This is a genomic window from Acidithiobacillus sp. (genome assembly GCF_023229925.1).
Classification (GTDB): domain Bacteria; phylum Pseudomonadota; class Gammaproteobacteria; order Acidithiobacillales; family Acidithiobacillaceae; genus Acidithiobacillus.
Window position 1 is genome coordinate 648,233 of record NZ_JALNYM010000002.1, and the last position, 21,147, is coordinate 669,379.

The 21,147-nt window shown below is 57.1% G+C and carries 12 protein-coding genes and 1 pseudogene; 7 read left to right on the forward strand and 6 right to left on the reverse strand.

Going from position 1 to position 21,147, the window contains the following annotated elements; translation table 11 throughout:
• Positions 1-91: 91 nt before the first annotated feature.
• The 6 genes and pseudogenes from M0P56_RS09635 to M0P56_RS09660 all read right to left on the reverse strand — a co-directional run.
• Positions 92-3,187 (reverse strand): efflux RND transporter permease subunit, encoded by a 3,096-nt coding sequence (locus M0P56_RS09635; protein WP_163059601.1) that lies wholly within the window; start codon positions 3,185-3,187, stop codon positions 92-94.
• 41 nt (positions 3,188-3,228) lie between these two features.
• Positions 3,229-4,359: a hypothetical protein gene (locus tag M0P56_RS09640; protein ID WP_163059600.1), complete on the reverse strand. Its 1,131-nt coding sequence runs from the start codon at positions 4,357-4,359 to the stop codon at positions 3,229-3,231.
• The gene (locus M0P56_RS09645) at positions 4,356-5,813 is read right to left on the reverse strand and encodes a TolC family protein (RefSeq protein ID WP_163059598.1); all 1,458 of its coding nucleotides are present in this window, start codon (positions 5,811-5,813) and stop codon (positions 4,356-4,358) included. The genes M0P56_RS09640 and M0P56_RS09645 overlap by 4 nt, the downstream gene beginning before the upstream one ends.
• Before the next feature lie 6 nt (positions 5,814-5,819).
• A complete protein-coding gene (locus M0P56_RS09650; protein ID WP_291509809.1) occupies positions 5,820-7,757 on the reverse strand; it encodes a cation-translocating P-type ATPase in 1,938 nt (645 codons plus the stop codon).
• Positions 7,758-7,855: 98 nt separating this feature from the next.
• Entirely contained in the window at positions 7,856-8,239 is a 384-nt protein-coding gene (locus tag M0P56_RS09655; RefSeq protein WP_163059594.1) for a helix-turn-helix transcriptional regulator, read from the reverse strand.
• A gap of 143 nt (positions 8,240-8,382) precedes the next feature.
• A pseudogene (locus M0P56_RS09660) lies at positions 8,383-9,042 on the reverse strand (IS256 family transposase); the annotation flags it as partial.
• 194 nt (positions 9,043-9,236) lie between these two features.
• Between M0P56_RS09660 and M0P56_RS09665 the strand changes: the two are divergent.
• From M0P56_RS09665 to M0P56_RS09695, 7 genes are all read left to right on the forward strand, one after another.
• Entirely contained in the window at positions 9,237-10,916 is a 1,680-nt protein-coding gene (locus tag M0P56_RS09665) for an ATP-binding protein (RefSeq protein WP_291509810.1), read from the forward strand.
• A complete protein-coding gene (locus tag M0P56_RS09670) occupies positions 10,913-12,514 on the forward strand; it encodes a TnsD family Tn7-like transposition protein (protein ID WP_291509811.1) in 1,602 nt (533 codons plus the stop codon). The genes M0P56_RS09665 and M0P56_RS09670 overlap by 4 nt, the downstream gene beginning before the upstream one ends.
• Before the next feature lie 25 nt (positions 12,515-12,539).
• Entirely contained in the window at positions 12,540-14,180 is a 1,641-nt protein-coding gene (locus tag M0P56_RS09675) for a hypothetical protein (RefSeq protein WP_291509812.1), read from the forward strand.
• Between the two features lie 443 nt (positions 14,181-14,623).
• Positions 14,624-15,997, forward strand: coding sequence for a transposase (locus M0P56_RS09680; RefSeq protein ID WP_291509813.1), 1,374 nt, complete (start codon positions 14,624-14,626; stop codon positions 15,995-15,997).
• Positions 15,978-17,636 (forward strand): ATP-binding protein, encoded by a 1,659-nt coding sequence (locus M0P56_RS09685; RefSeq protein WP_291509814.1) that lies wholly within the window; start codon positions 15,978-15,980, stop codon positions 17,634-17,636. Before M0P56_RS09680 ends, M0P56_RS09685 begins: the two co-directional genes overlap by 20 nt.
• A gap of 11 nt (positions 17,637-17,647) precedes the next feature.
• Positions 17,648-19,477, forward strand: a complete 1,830-nt coding sequence (locus M0P56_RS09690) for a TnsD family transposase (RefSeq protein ID WP_291509815.1) — start codon at positions 17,648-17,650, stop codon at positions 19,475-19,477.
• 1 nt (position 19,478) lies between these two features.
• Entirely contained in the window at positions 19,479-21,128 is a 1,650-nt protein-coding gene (locus M0P56_RS09695) for a hypothetical protein (protein WP_291509816.1), read from the forward strand.
• The last annotated feature ends 19 nt before the right edge of the window (positions 21,129-21,147 follow it).

Below are 21,147 nucleotides of genomic sequence, written 5' to 3' on the forward strand. Positions count from 1 at the left end.
AATACGCATCAATACCGGGAGTTCCCTTGGCCCTTGCCGGCCCGTAACGCTTTTTTAGGTTGATAAGACCCGCATCGAAAACCGCTGCGGGCTATCGGCCCGCGGCATATCCGAAGCGCCCGAAACGTAAAGCCATGGTCGGTAGCACCAGCAGGTTCAAAGCGGTCGATGTGATCAGGCCGCCGAGAATGACTTGTGCCATAGGCCCTTCGATCTCGTTGCCCGGTGCTCCGCTGGCGAGCGCTAACGGGAGCAGGCCCAAGGCCGTAACCAAGGCCGTCATGAGGATGGGCACTAGCCGCTCCTGGGCGCCTCGGATCGCCGCCTCCCGCCCCCAAGACATGCCTTCCACCTCAACCAGATGCTGGTAATGGGAAATCAGCATGATGGAATTGCGCAAGCTGATGCCGAAGATGGTCACGAAGCCCACCAGCGAGCCAAGCGACAGTACGCCGCTGGTGAACAGCACGGCCGCTACCCCGCCGATCAGGGCGAAGGGCAGATTGAGGAGCACCAAGAACAAGGCGCGCGTACGGCGCAGGGCGATGAAAAGCAGGAGAACGATACCCACTCCCGCCATCAGTGCATGCATGAGCAGTTCGCGTTGCGCTTTCGCCTGTGCCTCCGCGGCACCCGAAAAGACCACGTAGGTTCCGGGCGGAAAACGGACCTCCGTGTGAATACGCCGCTCGGCCTCTTGCACGAAACCGCTCAACGCCCGCCCCTGGACATTCGTCGTGACGGTCTGCACTGGCTGCCCAGCGGTTTCGAGAATGGCATAGGGTCCGAAGCTTTCATGGATGTCGGCCAAGTCCCGCAACGGGACGACCCATCCATTCGGGTTGCGCAAGGGCAGATTGCCCACCTGCACCGGATTCTGCCGTTCAGCGGGATCAAGCGTTACTACCACATTGAATACTCGGTTACCTTGATAGGTTTGCGCGACCGTGGTGCCCGCGTAGGCGGTTTGGATCGCGTCGAGCACGCCCACCGGCTCGAATCCCCAGCGGGCCAACGCCGTCTGTCGAAGGCGAATGGTCAGTTGCGGCGCACTTGGCGGGGCGTGCATCCGCACATCCACGGCGCCTTGTAACTGCTCGAGAACCGAGGCGATTTCCCGCGCTTTTTCATAAAGCAGATTGAAATTCGTGCCAAAGACGCTGACTATTACCGGTGCGGTGTAACCGGAGATCGTTTCTTCAATACGATCCGACAATGGGGTTTCAACAGAGAAACCCACCCCTGGAAACTCCGAGAGGGCTTTGCGGATCCGGGTCAGGACATGCTCTTGGGCATCCCCGGAAAGGGGTTTGAGACCGACGATAAATTCGCTCACGTTGACGCCGTAAGTATCCGTACCCGTCCTCTCTGCACGTCCCACCCGCTGGGCTACCGAGCGCACGGCTGGGATACGGCCAAGGGCCAAAGAAATGCGGCGCCCGAGTCGTAACGACTCGGCAAGCGAGGTGCCCGGTTCGGTGGATACATGCACGATGAAATGTCGTTCCCTAAATTCCGGTAGAAAATTATTTCCGAATGAATGCAAGACCGCCATCGCCGTCAGGAACAGTAGCGTAATTCCCACGATCAGCCACCGACTGTGGCCCTCTGTGGTAGTGAGTAACCGTGCCTGGGCCGCCTTGACCTTGCGAATCCAGGCATGCTCCAGCGAGCGGGATGGTGTGCGTTCAAGCAGCAGGTAGGCCAGGGCAGGGGTCACGGTCAGCGCGACCCCCAAAGAGGCGAAGACGGCCGCGATATAAGCCTCTCCCAGCGGCGCGAAGAGCTTACCGGCTACCCCGGAGAGCGACAGCACCGGCAGGAAGACCAAGGCCACGATAAAGGTCGCGTAGGTCACCGCCCCCCGCACTTCCCATGAACTGCTGAACACTACCTTCGCGATGGATGAGGGTTGTGGTCGGATGCGGTTTTCGCGCAGACGCCGAAAGATGTTCTCGACGTCGATGATGGCGTCGTCCGCCACCTCACCAATGGCGATGGCAAGCCCACCCAAGGTCATGGTATTGATGCTGGCGCCCAGCGCGTTGAGAACGATGATCGCAGTAAGCAGCGAAAGGGGGATGGCGGTCGCCGATATCAAAGCGGTGCGCACATTGAACAGAAAGAGAAAGAGCACGGCGATGACGAGGACGGCTCCCAACAGGAGCGCCCCGCGCAGGTGGGCAATGGCGGTTTCTATGTAACTGGCCTGCCGAAAAAGATCAGGATGCAGGGACACCCCTTGCGCCGTCAGCACCGGGCCAAGCTGTTGGAGACGATCCTTCAATGCCCTGGTCACCGCCAGGGTGTTGGCGCCGTATTGTTCCTCGACATTGAGGATGACTCCTTGCTTGCCGCCTATGGTAGCGCCGCCGATGGCCGGCGCCGGCGCCGCCACCACATGCGCCACATCACCCAAACGGAGATCCGCGCCCTGGCGACGCAGGATGACCACGTTCGCCAACTGGGGGGCGGTGATGCTTTGGCCCTCGGTACGTATGGCGATCCTTTGGTTGGTGTCCTCCAGGAAACCAGCCCCCCGTACCCCGGTGGCCCGTTGCGCGGCGCGGACGATGTCTTGGAACGACAGTCCGAAACGGACCAGCTTTCCCGGTTCGACCTGGATCTGCAGTTCGCGCACCTGCCCACCATATATGGCGACATTCGCCACGCCGGGGATGCTGAGCAGTTGGGGTTTCAGCAGCCAATCGGCCAAGGTGCGCAGGGTCATCAGCGAACGGGTATCCGACGTAAGGCCCAGCACTTGGACCACGCCCGTCGCCGACGTCAACGGGGTCAAGAAAGGTGCGCGCACCCCGAGGGGCAACTGTCCGGCGACAGCATTCAGCCGTTCGGCCACGATCTGGCGGTCCCGGTAAATGTTCGTCCCGTTGTGGAACGTCAAGGTGATTACCGACAGTCCTTGAATGGACCGCGAACGCATGGACTGCAAACCGAGCGTCCCGGATAACGTGTTCTCGATGGGCTGGGTGACCAGGGTCGCCACTTGCTCGGGCGAAAGGCCCGGGGCTTCCGTTGCCACGGTCACGAGCGGCGGCGTGAAACTGGGAAAGGTGTCCAGCTTCACCTGGGAAAGGGTGTAGAGGCCATAACCGAACAATAAAAACGCCAGGGCGATGATCACCCCGCGAAAGCGGATGGAGAAACGGATGATGGCCTTGAGCATGGGCAGATCCTAAAATACGGTGGGCGGTTCAATGACCGGATTTAATCGTTATCCTGGTCTTCATCGGCCCCGTGGCTTCCGGAACCTTTTGGGTCTTTGTGTCCCTCTGCACCTTCACCCCTCCCCGTGCTTGCCGACGGAGCTAACAGTTCCTGGGAAAGCAAGAGCTGGGCGCCTTGCGTCACCACCCGTTGCCCCGGTCCGAGGTTCGTCTCGAACCAGCCGCCGGGAACCGGAGCCTGCGTGGACACCCGATACCGGACAAAACGATCCGCGCCGGTTTGCAGATAGACCCAGGCTTCATCGGCATACCACAGCACGGCGGAAGTCGGGATCACGGCGCCCTGGACCGTCGGCTTGTCCAGCGGTATGGTCACCGCCAGCCGCATACCGATACGTACCTGGCGCGCAGGCATAAGATAGAAATAGGTCTCCCCCTGAATGCTGGGGTCGCTTTGGGGGGAAGCGGAAACAAAGGTGGCGGCGGAGGCGGGCATATTGCCGTTGTCGACCTGGACAACTGTCGGCATGGAGGAGACGGCCAGACCCGGCGGCAGCGTGACCAGCACCAGGACGGCCTGCCCGTTGAATAGACGGGTCAGAGGGCCGGTGGCATGGTGCAAGGCCCATCGGGCCAGTACGGGTCCCCATTGCGTAATCGCCGTCTGCCGAAGATTGGCGACGTGGGCCAATGCTGCGGCGAGGCGCGCCTGCGCCGACTGATACGCCCCTTGCGCCGCCTGCACGGTTTTTTGGGAAACGTTCTGGTCGTCCCGATTCAAAAGGCGCAGCCGCTCATATTCCCGCTGCGAGGTGGTGGCGACAGCACGGGCCACGCCTAGCTCACCCAAGGCGGTGGCATCACTTGCGCGTAACGCCAGAAGCGGCCGCGGGTCGAGGATCAGGCCATAGGCGCGGGCGTAGCCCCCCCGATAGCGCGCGGGAACGAGCGTCTGCGTTCGGATACCAGCTTGCGCTTGCGGCGCCTTGCCCAAGACAACGACCTTCAGACCGTGCGCCGTGATGGTGGTTGGCGGCAGCTCCCGCGAAATCGCTCTAGGCCTCTCGTCGGCTTCGAGACGCCCTCGCATGCCAAACCAGGTCAGGCCCGCCGCGAGCAGCGACGCGCCCACTATGCCGACCGCCAGGAGATTCCATTGATTGCGTTTCATAAGTGCTCCCTTGCGCGGTCGGATAATGCTTCTTTCCCATAGAGAACGGGCGCCAGGGGCTGCTGTACCGCATTTTCCAGCGCGCCCAGAGTTTGTTGGGCCTGATACGAGGCGACGAGCCGGTCGCGCTCAGCCACGAGGTACGCGAGGTGTCCTCCCAGCAAAGCGAGAGAGTCCGTTTCACCAGAGGCGTAACGCCGCTCAAGCAACTGCTGGTTCTTTCGTTGAACTTCGAGCAGCACCCGGGCCGTCCGGAGTGTTTGCAGGGCGCCGCGATAACCCGCGGCGGACTGGCTGACCTGGCCGATTACTCGGGCCTGCAGGGCGGTGAAGGTGGCCGCCGCCGCGGCTACCTGTCCCTTGGCCGCGGCGATGGGGCCCTGGTTTTGATTCAGGATGGGGAGGGTGATGGTAAGGCCCAGCGCCCACCTGTTGTCCCCTTCCTCCCATTCGTATCCTGGTCCCAAGTGGATGTCAGGGTATTGCTTTGCGATTTCGAGCTTGAGGGTGTCCTCGGCGGCGGCATACCGGGCTAAAGCCGCCTGAAGATCCAGGCGGTGGCGCAGGGCCGCCCGTTCCAGGGTGGCTAGGGGTGGGTGTCGCCCTGCAGGGGACTGGTTCATGTCCGTGAAGTCAAAATGCACATCGGCAATGGCACCCAGCGGCAGGCCCAGCGCCTGGGCCAATGCAGCGCGTGCACTGGCGGCGTGCGCCTCGGCGGCAGCCAGCGTCATCTGCGCCCGTTGCAACTCCAATTGGATGCTGTTGACCGCAAATGCGGAGCTCTCGCCGACGGCGAAACGTTGTTCCACCAGTTTCAGCATGCGCTTGCGCAACGCCACCTCGGTTTTGAGCAGCTTGGCTTGCTCGATTGCCGCCCAAAGATCCAGGAACCGTTGGCGGACCAGGACCCGCACCTGCCACGCGGTTTCCCCCACCTGGAACCGCGCGGCGTCGGCCAAAGCCAGTGCCCCCTGGACACGGTCGCCGCGTTTTCCGTCCGTTTCGATGGGTATGTCGAAGGAGAAACCGAGCGTCCAGGGCAACACGCCCTCCGGTGCAATGCTGTGGTGCTGGGAAAGAAAGCCGATGCTGGGATTGGGGCGCTGCCCGGCGGTAATCACATTGGCGCGGACCACTTGCCATCGGGCGCGCTGGACGGCCAGTTCCGGGCTTTCATAGAGGGCCAGCAGCACCAGATCGTGCAGGCCCCAGTGACGCTTTGGCCAATGCGTCGGCGAGTGCCCATAATCGGAGAGAAAAACCCGCAATTTCGGATCGTCGAGGCTACGCGCCTGAAATGCGGCGGCGGACCGTTCCGGAGAAAGCGGCTGGGGGTGATAGGTGGCGCAAGCGCTCAGGAGCGACAACAGAAAAAATGCCAGGATCGGGCGTTGTGGCCCCTGAATCGCCTTCCTCGTTGCCGCCTTGCATGCGCCACCGGATGTCCGCATCAAACCCTACTCCTTCGGTAATGCGGCAAGTACGGGGTCCTTGCTGGAGCGGGTGGTCTGGCGTGAGCCACCCTGGCGTAAAAGGCGCGCCGAGTTGGCGAGGATGCCGAAATCCGGGCCGGCCTGCGCCGCCGCCGCGATCGCCGGCGGCAGGAAACCCAAGGCGGCCAACGCCAGGCCAGCCAAATTATAGACGACCGTGAAGCCGATGTTGATCTTGACCGTGTTCATGGTCCGCCGGGCGATGCGCAGGACCTCCGGCACCAGTTTCCAGTCGTCGCGCAGGAGCGCAATATGCGCCGCCTCGATGGCCAGGGGGCTGCCCGCAGCACCCATGGCGATGCCCACATCGGCCTGAGCCAGCGCGGGCGCGTCGTTGACGCCGTCGCCGATCATGACCACCACGTGGCCTCGGCGCTGATATTCCTTGACGACTGCGATCTTGTCCTCGGGCAAAAGATTGGCGCGCCAGTGAATTCCCAAAGGCGCGGCAATGGCGGCAGCCGTGCGCTCATTGTCGCCGGTCAGCAGTTCCAGGTGTTTGACGCCGAGGCGGCGCAATTCCGCCACAGCCTCCGGCACGTCCGGGCGCAATGTATCCATGGCGGCGAGCACGCCGAGCGGCTGGCCGTTGCGAATCACGAATAACAGCGTTTTGCCCTGCGCTTCCAGCTCGGCGGCGATGGGAGGCAGCCCCTCCCCGGCAAGCAGGCGGCGGCCACCCACCGCCACGCTTTCGCCATCGAGGCGCACGCGCACCCCCATGCCCGGGATTGCTTCAAAGTCTTGTGGCTCGGCGAGCTGAAGTTCGCGTAGCGCAGCGGCGCCTCGTACCGCCTCGGCGAGCGGGTGCTCAGAGTAGCGTTCCGCCGTCGCGGCGAGCCTCAACACCTCGTCGGCGCCGAGATCGGCATCAAGAGGGATCACATCGGTGATGACCGGGCGGCCGAGAGTAAGCGTGCCGGTCTTGTCGAGCACTACCACGGTGGCTTTGGCGAGCACTTCGAGGTACCGGCCTCCCTTGATCAGCAGCCCACGCCGCGCCGAGGCGCCGATCGAGGCGATCACGGCCACTGGGGTGGCGATGGCGAAGGAGCAGGAGCAGGCCACCACCAGCACGGCGGCGGTGGCAAGCAGCTTGCCGCTGGCGAGGAAAGTGCCGGTGGCCACGGTGACCACGACAGGCAGATACCACGCGGCAAATTTGTCGGCAACCCGCTGGATGGGGGCGCGATGCTGTTCGGCCTCCGCCACCAACTGGATGACGCGCCCGAAGGTGGTGTCTTTACCAACCGCCGTCACCCGAATGCGCAGGTGTCCGAGTTGAACGAAACCCGCGGCGAACACGCGGGCGCCGGGGCCGACTTCGACCGGCATCGATTCACCGGTGATGGCCGCCTGGTTCACGGTGGCGTGGCCGCCGATCACCTCCCCATCGACGGGAGTCTTCTCCCCCGGCCGGATGATCACGGTTTCTCCGACCTGCACTTGCTTGATCGGCACCTGGACCTCGCGGCCCTCGCGCTCGACCCGCGCTGTTTCCGGCGCGAGGGCGGTGAGATCCCGGACGGCTTGCCGGGCGTGCTCGGCGGTGAAGTGCTCGATATAATCGGCAAGCCGCATGAAGAAAACGATCAGCACCGCTGCTGGCCAGGCACCGGCCAGGATCGCGGCGGCGAGGCCGATGGTCATCAGTGTATGTGAAGTGATCTTGCGACGTAACGTGGCACGGAACACCTTGCGGAAGATCGGCCAGCCTCCGGCCAGCACCGCGGCGAACCAGACCGGCCAAGGCACGAATTCGGTCAGCACGTCCAGCATACTGAGTTGCTCGGCGGCCACGACGAGCAGCACGACCACGGCGATGATCAGGCCAAAGGCCCAAAGGAGGGTCCTGGAAAAGCCGGCCAGCGGATTGGCTGCAGCGCGGTCCGCGAGGGTCACACCGCAGCCGCATGCATCCTGACTGCCGCAGGCGGTACTCGTCGGCCTCGTTGCCCTTTTCCCGTTCATGTCCGCGCCCCTTGCCGAAAAGGCAGAATTCAGGCCAGCCGTTCCCGCAGCAGGCGGCCATCGTCTTTGATCGCCTTGAGCAGGTCATCGCTCCGCAGCCGGTAATAGACCATCTTCCCGTCGTTGCGCATCGCGAGCCATCCTTGATCGCGCAGCAGCTTTAGCTGGTGGGAGGTGGCCGCCACGGTAATCCCGAGCACGTGGGCAATGTCGCACACACACAGCTCGCCTTGGGCAAGTGCCAACAGGATCTTGAGCCGGGTGGTGTTGCCGAGCAGTTTGTATCTCTCGGCCAGCCGCGGCAGCAGAACCTCCTCCTTGAGGAGTTCAGCCTTGATCCGGGCGACCTTCTCCTGCTCGAAGCAGGTGATCTCGCACGTGGGGCTGGTGATAATTTTGGAAGTGATCTTCATGGTTGCTCCATGTTAGACAATTTCGCAAATGATAATGTGATAGCGTGAATTTATGCAAGTGTGCCTGCTCCATCGCCCGCGGGTAGCGTCCGTCAAGGTGGTGTAATTTCTGGGCACAATCTTCGGCACGGTTGAACTCATGTTCAGGCGGCCGGCGGTATTGGCGGTGCCGCCTCAGTACTGGCTTCCAGCATCGTGTGCTGCGGCATGTATCGGTGCTGCAACTGCCATTCCTCATTATTCTGTTCCATGAGCACCGCGCCGATCAGTCGCAGGATGCTCGCCCCGTTCGGGAAGATGCCCATCACATTGGCCCGCCGCTTCACCTCCTTGTTCAGCCGCTCCAGGGTGTTGGTGGAATGTAGCTTCACCCGGTGCGGCGCCGGGAAGGCAAAGTAGGCCAGGACGTCCTCCTCGGCCGCGTCCATGAGGGCCGCCGCTTTTGGGAAGCGGACACGTAACTGGTCCGCCACCTGGCGCCAAGTCTGGTCTGCTGCACTTTGGTCCGGCTGCACGAACACCTGGCGGATCAGCGTGCTCACCATCGCCTGGCTGACCTTGGGCACGCAGGCCAGGAGGTTCCTCTTGAAGTGCACCCGGCAGCGCTGCCAACTGGCACTGAACACCTGGGCGATGGCCGCCTTCAGCCCCTCGTGGGCATCCGAGATGACCCGCTGCACACCCGTCAGACCGCGCTGCCATAAGCCGCGCAGGAAGGCGAGCCAGAATTCCTTGGCCTTCGATTCACCGATGCCCATCCCCAGGATCTCCCGACGGCCGTCGCTGTTCACCGCACAGGCGACCCTAGTCGGGGCTGTAGGCATTCAAAAGGGATATTAATGACTCAGCGGCAAGTATGATATAGGCTTTACGGGGTAAAGGTGGGCACCTCGCCGGAGATTCAAGGCTTGATGACATGCGTTGCATTGCATTGGAGATCGCTCGATTTTAGACGCTGGCTGCTAGCCAAAGTAGCTGACGACTGGGAGCGCTTTGCATGCTGACCGGCAGTAAGGAGCAGGCAGTTTACACGCCCAGCGAAGACCCCATGTATCGACATAATCCTTTCATTGAAGCTTTGCCGCCCGTCTTGCCTATGGAAAAGGTGGCAAGTCTTCTGCGGAGGCACCCGGTATATCACCAAAGTGAGCGCGAATTAGCAGCGAGTAAACGTCTGGAGGCAGTGCAACGGATTGCGAACTATGTAGAACCGCTGCCCATTTTCCTGGAGCTTGAGCAACGGTTTTCGCGGATGCTTCGCAACGGCTATTCACCCCGCAACCCGATCTCTGCCGAGTGGATCAAACAGCTTCGTTCCGGCTTCCCTGATCTCGATTGGGATCGTGGAAAACCCGATTATCAACCCCTCGTCCGCTCTACCGCAGCGGGCTTTGCCATAATTGGTACCAGCGGAGTGGGTAAGACGACCGCCGTTGAAAGCGTACTCTCCCTTTACGCTCAGCAAATCCAGCACTCCGGCAAATATGGAGGTCACGCGCTTGATCGTGTCCAGTTGGTTTGGCTGAAACTTGAGTGTCCCCAAGATGGATCATTGAGGGGGCTCTGCCTGAATTTCTTTCAAGCCGTTGATGAGATTGTCGGGACCCGCTACTACCCTAAGTTCGGTAATAACCGACGGCGATCCGTCGACGAATTGCTTCCAGAAATGGCTAACGTGGCTGCAGTACTGGGGCTAGGGGTTTTGGTCATTGATGAGATCCAAAGACTGAATGAAGCCAGTAGCGGCGGTGCAGCCAAGATGTTGAATTTCTTTGGCCAAATGGTCAATCAGTTTAGTGTTCCTGTTGTGCTGGTAGGGACATTTAAAGCGCTTCCGCTGCTGAGTGGTGAATTTGCACAGGCGCGCCGTAGTGCGGGACAAGGAGATCTCGTCTGGTCCAACTTGCCTCAGGATGATGTATGGGATTTCTTTATTGAAGGCGTTTGGCATTACCAGTGGACCAAATCGGAGACCCCGCTAACGCCGACGATCCGCAATGCCCTATACCAGGAATCACAAGGCATTGTAGATATTGCGGTGAAACTCTATATGCTGGCTCAGTGGGCAGTGATAGGACAGGAAGATGAAACAATCTCACCGGAACTGATTGGTGATGTTGCCAGAGACAGCCTGCAACTCGCTCGGCCAATTCTTGAGGCGCTCAAGAAACGAGATCTTGCCGCACTCGGTAGGATCAAGGATATCATGCCGCCCATCAATGACCTTGAACAATATTTACGTGGAGCACGCGAACGGGTAACACTCGAAGGAACGCTTGATACGATGAAGGCTCAGCGTGTCGCACAGCAACAAAATGCTCATAAGGAACCGGACGAAATTTTGATGCGCGTCGCCGAGGTTTTGCTGGAAGCAGGTTTCCCTGTCGACATGGCCCACCAATGTGCTGAGGAGGCATTGAAGCAGCATGCCGACGAAACAGAACTGGCACCGGTGATAAAGGATGCCCTGTTGCGAGCCGTCGGCGTTCGGCCTCCGTCAAGTGGCACAAAGAGAAATCCGTCACGCAAGGACCAACACCAAGAGACGCAAAAACCGGCAGTGGAAAAAGCGTTGGCTGAAATGATTAACGCGCGAAAGGGGGAGATCACGCCCCATCAGGCGCTAAATAACGCTGGGGTCATTAAGCCAATAGAAGAATTCTGGACTAACAAATGATAGCCTTCTTCCCTGAGCCATACCCTGACGAGTTACTCTACAGCATATGTGCACGCTATCATATTATGAGTAGGAATCATGACTTTAGACACACGGTAGAGGACCTTTTTGGTTGTCGCCAGGCTTGCGCTGTATACGACTTCCCTTCTCGACTTGCTGCCTTATGTGGCCGGTTACCGAGGGGCAGCTCACATACACCGGCGAGTCTGATACGCAATCACACACTATTTCCACTTTATCAGCCATTTCTAACGGACTATTCTGCCGGAAAGATTGCTAAGGACATGGCAGCCAGTAATCAAGGCGGAACCATTCACTGCTCAATTGGAGTAATGGCCAGCTCTATTAAATCGCCCCGTTTCCTACGCTATTGTCCGGTTTGCAAAGAGTCTGACATCACTGAATTCGGAGAACCTTACTGGCATCGTACACACCAGATAGCTAATTTGCGGGTCTGTCATAAACACGGTTCACCACTTAGTGACTCTGACGCTGTGATAAGTGCACCAGTTAATAAACATGCGTTCATAGCCTTAGATTATAATCCCGTTATCCGCACAGGAAACCCGTCACATGACAACCTCGAAAGGCACATTACCGTCGCTAATGCGGTCTCCTGGATTCTTCAAAATAATTTACCCACATTAGGATTTGGTAGAATTGTTCATGCATATCATCGTTTCCTAAAATTGCGGGGTCTGATAACTTGTGAAGGGCATGTTCGACAAGACGCATTTCGTCAGGCATTTTTAAACTACTATGGTGAGGATTTTCTCCAGGAAGTCGGATGCGCCCTTGTCAACGGAGGCCACCAAGGATGGCTCGCGGCCATGGTGCGGAAGCGACGTAACTCTGCGCACCCTTTACATCATTTGCTTCTAATTCAATGGCTCTGCAGCACTCCAGAGGTTTTTTACCGTGCATGTCTTCAAATACAGCCGGAGATAGTCGTGCCGAATGCCCTCAACCTGTCGGATATACACGCGAAGCACCACCAACCTGTATCCATGGCTGCGGACAGAGAGGGTCCTGAAATATCAAAAGGAGCAGCTTTGGTTCAGAACAGTCAATTGGGAAAACGCCGACGTGAGTGGCTTGCCATCGTACGACGTTCCTCAGGCGTTTGCAGGAAGCAGCTGCGAGCGGCCAACCAGGCGGCTTTTGGCTGGCTATATCGGAATGATCACGATTGGCTGTATGACCATCTTCCTGCACCGCTACCGCGTTCTAAGGCTCAGGACCTGCGTGTTGACTGGAACCAGAGAGATCAACATTTCGCCAACGAAGTGCAGCGGTCAGCGCAGGTAATTCTAAGCGAAGCCCGGCCTAAGCAGGTGACGGTGACGGCCATAGGGACCCACATCGGTTGTCGAGCACTGATACAACGTCATCTGGATAAGATGCCTGTGACGGCAGATGAACTCCGACAATGGGTAGAATCCACAGAACAGTTTCAGATGCGTCGACTGGATATCGTCGCTCGCAGACTCCAATCCGAGGCGGTGGAACTTAAGTCCTGGCGTTTGGTGAGGGTGGCAGGTTTGCGCCCCGGCTACTCTCCGGCTGTGGCAGCGCGCATCCAGGATTGGGTTGGTTAATCTATGGCTAGCATTCAAGTGTAGTATGGCAAGGAAGCTCCTTATTGCTGACTGGCCGTTTGGGCAAGGCGAACTAGCGACATTGCACTGGTTACGCTCACCTTATAGGGCTGGTGATGATCGTGGCTGGTGCGTCGACGCTGTATTTCGTGGCGTGGAAACTGGGAAAAGTCATGATATCTCTTTGCCGTGGGGCATGCTGCCATACCTCAGGCTGGGTATGCTATTCGAAAATGGCAGACCAAAAACACGATCTACAGATGCAGGACAAATATCTATTGTTCGCCTTTTCAATGACGCGAGATTTGGTTTGCGGCGTGTCGGGGGGGTTGTTTTAAAAAATCTCTACCCGCTTAATACACAAACAAATCTTGATGAGTTATGTATTAAGATTGAGAACGAAGATCAAATAATCTTGGTCCCATGCATAGAAATAGCAAGGTCATTTTTTGCACAATCTAGATTCTTATCTTATGCATTGTTGCAGCCGGACAGTTTCTCCGACTTTGTGCGGGCCTGGCACTCTGATGAAAAAGTGACTCTAGAATTTTCCAGTATAGTTCCTAAAAACATGATGAAATCAGATTTCATTATTTCAGTAGCAAAGATACTTTTTGATCAGGAATGGTCTGATAAATGGCGCGCTGTGTGGAGCCGGCGTGCAGCGAAGGCATTAAAAATAGACGATAGAAATTATCCAAAGTTAGAATGCTGGCCTCCTGTAGGACAGAACAGCAGTTGGAAGGTGCGCGGAGTCACTTGGAATAATCAGTTACTCGTCCTGGAGATATTGGGAACGAAATATCGTGGCAATTTACCTTTTCATGAAATTGAATACTCACACCCTAGGTTAAAAAAAGGGATGCTCGGAGATGAGCGCTCTGTGTCGGGATCGAAGCCTGTATCGGAGGATGCCGAGGACGAAACCCTCGTGGAGAATGTGGTTTCATCACCCAGTCACTTGGGTCGGCCCATCGTTCTTTACACAGAACGAGCGGAGCATTGCTGCTTGACCGTCGTCACTCCCCAGTCAGTACGAGAAAAGGTCGTAGTCATAAATAAACTGACAGGAGGCTCTGACCGGACCTCATCGACGGGTGACATGGGAACGAAAGCAATACGGCCTGTGAGTTTACAGGACGAAGGAAGCTGCGGCGACGTGGATGCCGGAGAATTTACAGGGGGCGATAAGTCAGGTGATATACCCCCTAATTTTAAAAAGTTGATCACCGCAATGGAATGTGTTCAGGAAGCCCACTTACGTTTGCAGTTTGAATATCAAATTGGTTTGGCAGGATCCAGGATTGGCGGGGGCGACGAAGAGCCTATAGAATATTTGCTGATCACGCTAAAATATGCGGATGCTACCGGCTATATACTGGATGTGGATCAGTCCACTGGGCAGGGCATTTCTACGGTGGTTTTCGAGCTGGTTAAGCCTGATGTGGTGGTGGACAAGATCGTTAGAAAACTGGTGGACGACTGTATTGCCGCTAATGGATTCCTCAGCAAGGAGCTTTTAAAGGGTCAAGCAGGGCGAATCCGATATGCGTTGGCTAAACATACGCAGACAGATGGCTATGAATATGGCTTGAGGTTGGTCAGAAAGCTGCCTGGTATTATGAAGCAAATAGGTGAGTTAAGCTTTTATTTTGGGGGTTGGTGATCCTGGGGTGGATAGCATCATTTCCCCGTAGGGCGTACGACTACTACTGTAATCCCTGCCCGACTAAAGTGGCGAGAGCGCATACTATAATAGTGGTAGCCCCTGAATCCCACACGTTTAGACCGCGCTTAGTATCCCTTTGCATTGTTCAGGATTTACCTGCTGCAGGAAAGCTATAGTGGGTGGACGATCCAGACGCAGCAGGCTTGGTCACATCGGTGAGGCGCGCGGCGGCGAAGGGGATGGGCTTCTCATGGCGACCGCCATCTCACAGTCAGTATACAACATTATTCTTCAACCGGCGTGCGCGTGAAATTTCTGAGTATACAACATTATTATTTTTTTCTGGAGCATGAAAAATTCCAACTTATTGACTATAAAAAGATTTCAAGTATACAACTATTTTTTATCTATACAGCACCCCCAGAGTATATGACAAGGATATGCGGGCAATCCTGGGATCCTCCACGGCCGAAACCGTTGGCCCGGCATCGCGTTATCAGATTGATGCCACCATCGCGGACGTATACCTGGTTTCCAGATACGACCGCACCATGATCGTGGGGCGACCCGTACTCTATATCTTGATAGACGTTTTCAGCAGAATGATTGCGGGCGTATACGTGGGCCTGGAAGGTCCGTCCTGGGTCAGCGCGATGATGGCGCTGACGAACGCCGTAACGTCAAAAGTGGCCTATTGCCGTCAGTTCGGTGTTGATATTCAGGACGCGGATTGGCCGTGTCAGGCCATGCCCGACGTCTTGCTGGGCGATAAGGGAGAAATTGCGGGCAAGACCATAGAGACGCTCATCAAGAATTATCAGGTGCACGTCGAGAATGCCGCACCGTACCATGCGGACTGGAAAGGCATCGTGGAACAGCGGTTTCGTTTGCTTCCCGCGCGTTTCAAGGCCTTTACGCCGGGCTTTGTTGCTCCGGATTACCAAGAGCGCGGCGCCAGGGACTACCGCCTCGACGCGACTCTCGATATAGACCAGTTCACCCGCATCATTCTCTACTGCATCCTGTATTACAACAATCAGCACCCGCTCAGTGAATATGAAAAGTCACCGGATATGATCGCCGACCGGGTACCGGAAATTCCTTGCGAGTTGTGGGAGTGGGGTGTTGCCCATCGTAGTGGCAGCTTACGCGCATTCGCGCCGGAAAAAGTCCAGTTGAGCTTGATGCCGAGCGACGATGCGACCGTCACCGCTACAGGAATCCGCTATGCGACCTGCTTTTACACCTGTGAAAAAGCGATGGAAGAGCACTGGTTCGAACGCGCACGCCAAAAGGGACGCTGGAAAGTTCGCATCTCCTATGATCCTCGCCACATGGACGAGATTTATCTGCACGAAGACGTCAAGCGCGGGAACTTTATCCCCTGCACGCTTACAGAGAAAAGCCGTCATCATCGGGGTCGAATGCTATGGGAAATTCTTCAGGTAAATGGCGAAGAGAGGCGAAGCCAAAGGAATCATGAGCCGCAAGCCCTTCGTGGCCGCATCAACTTGAATGAAAAAATTAAGGGGATCGTGAATGAGGCGGAAGCCATGCGATCGGAAGCACCCCCACCCTCTGGCAGCGCGCGTCAGCGGATAGGAAACATCCGCGAAAATCGTAGCAAGGAGAGTCAGGAAAACAGAAAGCGGGAGGCTTTCAGGATGCTTCCTCCCGGTGAGGAAGCGCCGGGAACTGCGGCAGTCCTGCCTTTTCCCAAAACAAAAGAGACCGACGATTATCGTCTCCCCGGGATAGCGGATATTATGCGCGGGCAACGGGAGGATCAGGGCGATGACGACCACGGCGGATGAGGACCTCACGTTGCCCGAATATCGGGATAACCCCTTTATCGCGAAATTGCCGCCTCCCATGTCCACGCATGATGCCTTGCTGGCCATGGCGGCTCCACCCGTCTTCAACGCGGCGGAGCGCGATTATCCCGCGCATCTGCGCGCCCATTGCATCTCGCGGCTTAAAGGCTATTTTGAGCCGCTGGAAACCCACCTCAGCCTGGAAGCAAAATTTGGCCTTCTGATCCGTCAAGGTTATCTGTGTCGCAACCCCACCACGGCTGACTATACCCGCCGCGTCCGGGAAGGCGCTACCCGGGTATTTGAAAAGGATCTCATGGCCGGCGGACGTTCTGTCCGGTCAACCGCGAGCAGTTTTGCGCTGATTGGATGTTCCGGCATTGGCAAAAGCTACGGCATGGCCAGAATATTGGAGTTATATCCGCAAAAAATTCACCATGCCGAGCCCCGCAGTCTCGACCAAGTGGTTTGGCTCAAGCTGGATAGTCCGCACAAAGGGTCGCCCAAGCAGCTTTGCATCAGCTTCTTTCGGAGCATGGATGACTTGTTGGGCACGCGTTATAGCGCGCAATTTGGGAGTAGCCGGCGATCTGTCGATGAGATGATGGTGCATATGGCGCATGTCGCGAACCTGCACGCATTGGGTGTGCTGATTGTCGATGAAATCCAGCACATTCGGGAAGCGCCAGGTACTGGGGCCGAAGCGCTGCTGAACTTCCTCGTGACCCTGGTGAATACCATTGGTATCCCGGTGATCCTCATCGGCACGATGGGCGCGCTGCCCCTGTTGCAGGGAGACTTCCGGCAGGCACGTCGCGCGAGCGGTCTGGGAAGTCTGGTTTGGGAGCGCATGGAGAACGAGCCGACCTGGAATTATTTTGTCGAGCGAATGTGGACCTACCAGTGGACGCGGGAGATATCGCCGCTCACCGACGAAGTCCGTCAGGTGTTATATGAAGAGAGCCAGGGGATTGTGGACGTGTTGATCAATCTCTTCATGATGGCGCAGCTGCGCGCCATTCAGCTCGGGGTTCTGAACCGTCGCCCTGAACGTATCGACGCTGGTCTGCTGCGACAGGTGGCTAGTGAGCACATGCGGCTTATCGCGCCCATGATCAATGCGTTGAAACGTGGGGATCGCGAGGCGATCGCACAATATGATGACATCCGCCCCATGCAGGACCAGGTTCTGCAGGTGTTCAGCGACGCGCTGAGTTGCATGCCAGGGCAACCTGTCCTCGCCACCCGCTCTCCGGTGGCTTCGGCCATGACCGAAAAGGCGGCAAGCACGAATCTGGATGTGCGCGGCATCCTTTTGCCTATTTTGGAACAGCTCGGGTTGGCTGGGGACATCGCGGAAATCCTGGTGGCGGAAGCCGAAACAGAGCATCCGGGCCTGTCTGCGCTAGATCTCGTGGGCATTATTACGGCTAAATTACGTGATCGCGTACCCGCCAATCCCTCTAAGAAACCGCGCAAGTCGACTACAAGCGCTACTAAAACCGCGAAAACACCACTTCCCGTGGATGCGCAGGACCTCCGGACGATCATCTCGGCCAAAAAAGAGGGCGTATCCGCTTACGATGCATTGCTTGCGGCGGGCGCCGTTAAACCGCCGATGGCCGATCTAGCGAGCTGAAAAAGCCACCCGTGTTGGCCTATTTCCCGGAAATTTATCCCGAAGAACTGTTATACAGCGCGCTTGCGCGTTATCATCGCCACGTTTGTTCCAGAAGCCCGAAACACACCCTGTATGATCTCTTTGGTGAAACCGGGGTGCGGGCGACGGTGGGCTTGCAAAGTCATGTGGCGGCGTTGAGCCAAAGAATACCGGCCGATCGCGGACTCAGTCCGGAAAGGCTGACCAAGGATTTTACCCTCTACCGTTATTACACGGCATTCGAGCCGAAGTCAGTGGGACAATTCGCACTGGCGTCATTAGTGGACGGCCCGGCGGATGCCGTGCATGTGCGTCTGGGTATTGCGGCGAGCGCGATTTCGGCTCCGGCATACTTACGGTATTGTCCGATCTGCCTTGGCGAGATGTTGAGCCGCTATGGAGAAGGATATTGGAGGCGCAGCCATCAACTCCCCGGCGTTCTGGTTTGTCCAGATCATGGCGAGGCCCTGGCGGACAGTGCGGTCTCTCAAGGTGCCAGTAACCAGCACGAATTCATCGCCGCGGATCAAAAGAACTGTTCGCCTGTGGCGGCACTCCCTTCTTGGGCGAGTAGCCCGCGCCAAGTGACGCTGTTGCAAGAGATTGCCAAGCGGAGCGCGGCGTTGCTCGATCATCCGCCAGTGCGCTCCCGCTTTTGTGATTGGGGTGCGTATTATCGGAGCGCAGTGATTGATCGCGGCTTCGGCAAAGGCAAGGAGAATGTCGCTCAGAACCTTCTCAGGGAAGCATTTTTAAGCCTGTTTGAACCAGTAATCGACCTTATCCCCGGTGGTCTCGGCGGCGATTGGCCTATGGCCATGGTACGGAAACACAGAAAGGCATTTCATCCGTTGCGGCATGTTCTATTCCAGATTTTTCTGGACAAACGGTCGCCGCAACGGCGGCCGGCACCCCCCTTCGGCAAGGGACCGTGGCCCTGCTTCAATCGTCTGGCAGACCACTATGGGCAGAATGTGATCCACGAGATCGCTGTTCGCCATGATCAGGATCGGGTGATTGGTCGATTTTCCTGCGCCTGCGGATTTGTGTACAGTCGAGAGGTGGGATCAAGGAGTTCGCCGCGCATTTTGGACTTTGGCCCCCTACTGGATGATCAAATCCGGCAGAAAGTGGCGGAGGGCCTGGGACTCAGGGCGGTAGCCAAATATCTTGCCATTGATCCAGGGACGGTGAGATTACACGCCTCCCGACGCGGGTTGAATGTGCCCTGGAAGCCCTTAGCCGTGCAACATTCCCGAACATCGGTGCCAGACCGGGATGCCATAAGAGCACGGTGGTTGGACATGCAGCAGAATCACGCTGATTTATCACGTCGGCGACTGGCACTCCTGCTACCCAAAGAACACTCATGGTTGTACCGCCATGACAAGGAGTGGCTGGAGCAACATTCACCAACGGCACTGCACAAGAAATGGTCTGATCAGCGTGTGGACTGGGAGACATTGGATCGTAGCATGGCGGCCCAACTTCGTAAGGCTGCGCGGGAAATCACTCGGGAGGTTCCGCCGCAACGCGTTACTCAGGCTGCTTTGGAGCGCAAGTTGGGGCGGCCACTCCGGATGTCAGAACGACAGGTAAAACTGCCTAAAAGTATCCGCGTGCTTGGCGAGGTCATGGAAACTACCGATGCGTTTCGGTTGCGTCGCATTGTCTGGGCTACTGCAGAATTGCATCGCCAGGCGTTGCCTGTGCGATCGTGGCGGGTACGCCGCTTAGCAGGGCTGCCTTCGATAGCTTCACCGAGCGTAGAAACCGCCTTGGCCGCCTTGGAAATAATGGCTGGATCCTCTGAGGTATAAATTGATCAGAATAGACGTATTGCGCAAAGTGCCTGAAGATTTGACGCTACACTGGCTGGCCGGAGTCGAACAAGACGATAAAAAAGGGTGGCAGGTCCGTATAGTCACCCGCGGCGTGTCGTCAGGCGAATTTGCCATGTGGCGCGTACCTATTGGGCTGTTCCCGGTGCTGGCACTCGGCTATAGCTTCTCCGACGGTAGATTGCTCCCAATAACCTACGGCGAATATTCGGAAGTGATTATTCCCAATCTGGCGGCAGGAGAGGAACTCAACTCGTCTGACATTCCGCCAGAATTATATTCGTTTGAAGGCAAATCACAGGGGGTGCAGCGGCTCTTGCGTTATCAAGTGGATCAGATGGAGTATTTGGTCCCGACCATGGAGCTCATCCGTAGCCTGTTCCTGCATAATAAAACGCTTGCCAATCATATTATGCAGCCTGGGGGCATTATGACACTCTTCAGGCCGGTCGAACCCGGGTTTCATCCTCGTCTGCAGCTCGATTATACCCAGCAAATGCCAGTGAGATCACTCAAGAGGCCATTTATCTTGGAATTTTCTTGGCTGGCGGTGGATCCTGATGGGCAACGCGCCTGGGACAGTGTTTACGAACGGACGTTCAAACAAAAGTATATGACCTTTGATCCTCCCGATCTGCATGACTGTGGAATTAAGTTTCGTGGAGTGCGGAAAGGAAATCAGTGGCTTATCTTAGAAATCTCCGAGTTCACGGGGAAAAGGGTACCCTGTGACATTTTGTATTTTTCTCATCCGTCGTTGGGGAAAACGATTACAGTGCGGATGCCAAAAAGTCAGCCCAAAAGGCGTGGACCAGACGGTGGGCCGTCATCCGGTGACGTTCCTGTCATAGACACGGTAGGTTCGGGTAGTAGGACGGATGTTCATCAGCCAGCCCTGCCGATATTGACCAGAACCAGCATTTTTGACCGGGAAATCGAAGTGCGTCGGGTGGATAAAAAAGATCGGGTACGTGTTATCAGGCGTAGAAACAAGGGTGCCGCGGGTACCAGTGAAAATGAGGGAAAGACCCGAAAATATCGGGGAAGTGGAAAAACCCCACCGCTTAAAGTGAGCGTTTCCCCTGAGTCTCTGCACGACGATCTCCTGCCCATGGAGTTTCAGGTGCTTGCGGTTGAGAAAGGTGAAGGTACGGACGATCTAAGGCGGTTGATGCAGGTGATCCGTACCATGGCGCACGGGTTAATAGATGTCCGTGTTTTGACGGCGCTGTGCCGGCTTGAAACCGGGCAGGCCTTTTCCATGGTTGGAAGGCGCCAAAGATTATGCCTGGTTGCTGTATTTTTCCAGGAAAAGGCGTTCCCGGTGGTGTTGCTGGATGTGGAGCATAATAACAAAATGGCTTTGTCTACGCTGTTGCTGCGATTCAAGGGTAGTATCGGGCTTCGAGATATCGAAAACCATATCCTGTCGATTCTCCATCGGCTGGATTGTCGGGGAGGGCGTTGGGACGTTACGGAGAATGAAGGCGACCAGCTTGCTCAATATGAGCGGCTGCGGAAGGTGATGAGACCTGATCCGGGAGGTAATGAGCAACAACAGAATGGCGTTTGGGCAGAAAAACTGAAGAAAAAGATCTTTGAGGCGTGCTTATCCGGGTGGTTCCCATAGAAGACGCTCATCTTGATGA

Coding starts and splice junctions, on each gene's coding strand:
- M0P56_RS09655 (WP_163059594.1), bottom strand. CDS start 8,239: ATGAAGATCACTTCCAAAATTATCACCAGCCCCACGTGCGAGATCACC.
- M0P56_RS09640 (WP_163059600.1), bottom strand. CDS start 4,359: ATGAAACGCAATCAATGGAATCTCCTGGCGGTCGGCATAGTGGGCGCG.
- M0P56_RS09675 (WP_291509812.1), top strand. CDS start 12,540: ATGGCAAGGAAGCTCCTTATTGCTGACTGGCCGTTTGGGCAAGGCGAA.
- M0P56_RS09645 (WP_163059598.1), bottom strand. CDS start 5,813: ATGCGGACATCCGGTGGCGCATGCAAGGCGGCAACGAGGAAGGCGATT.
- M0P56_RS09670 (WP_291509811.1), top strand. CDS start 10,913: ATGATAGCCTTCTTCCCTGAGCCATACCCTGACGAGTTACTCTACAGC.
- M0P56_RS09685 (WP_291509814.1), top strand. CDS start 15,978: ATGACGACCACGGCGGATGAGGACCTCACGTTGCCCGAATATCGGGAT.
- M0P56_RS09665 (WP_291509810.1), top strand. CDS start 9,237: ATGCTGACCGGCAGTAAGGAGCAGGCAGTTTACACGCCCAGCGAAGAC.
- M0P56_RS09680 (WP_291509813.1), top strand. CDS start 14,624: ATGCGGGCAATCCTGGGATCCTCCACGGCCGAAACCGTTGGCCCGGCA.
- M0P56_RS09635 (WP_163059601.1), bottom strand. CDS start 3,187: ATGCTCAAGGCCATCATCCGTTTCTCCATCCGCTTTCGCGGGGTGATC.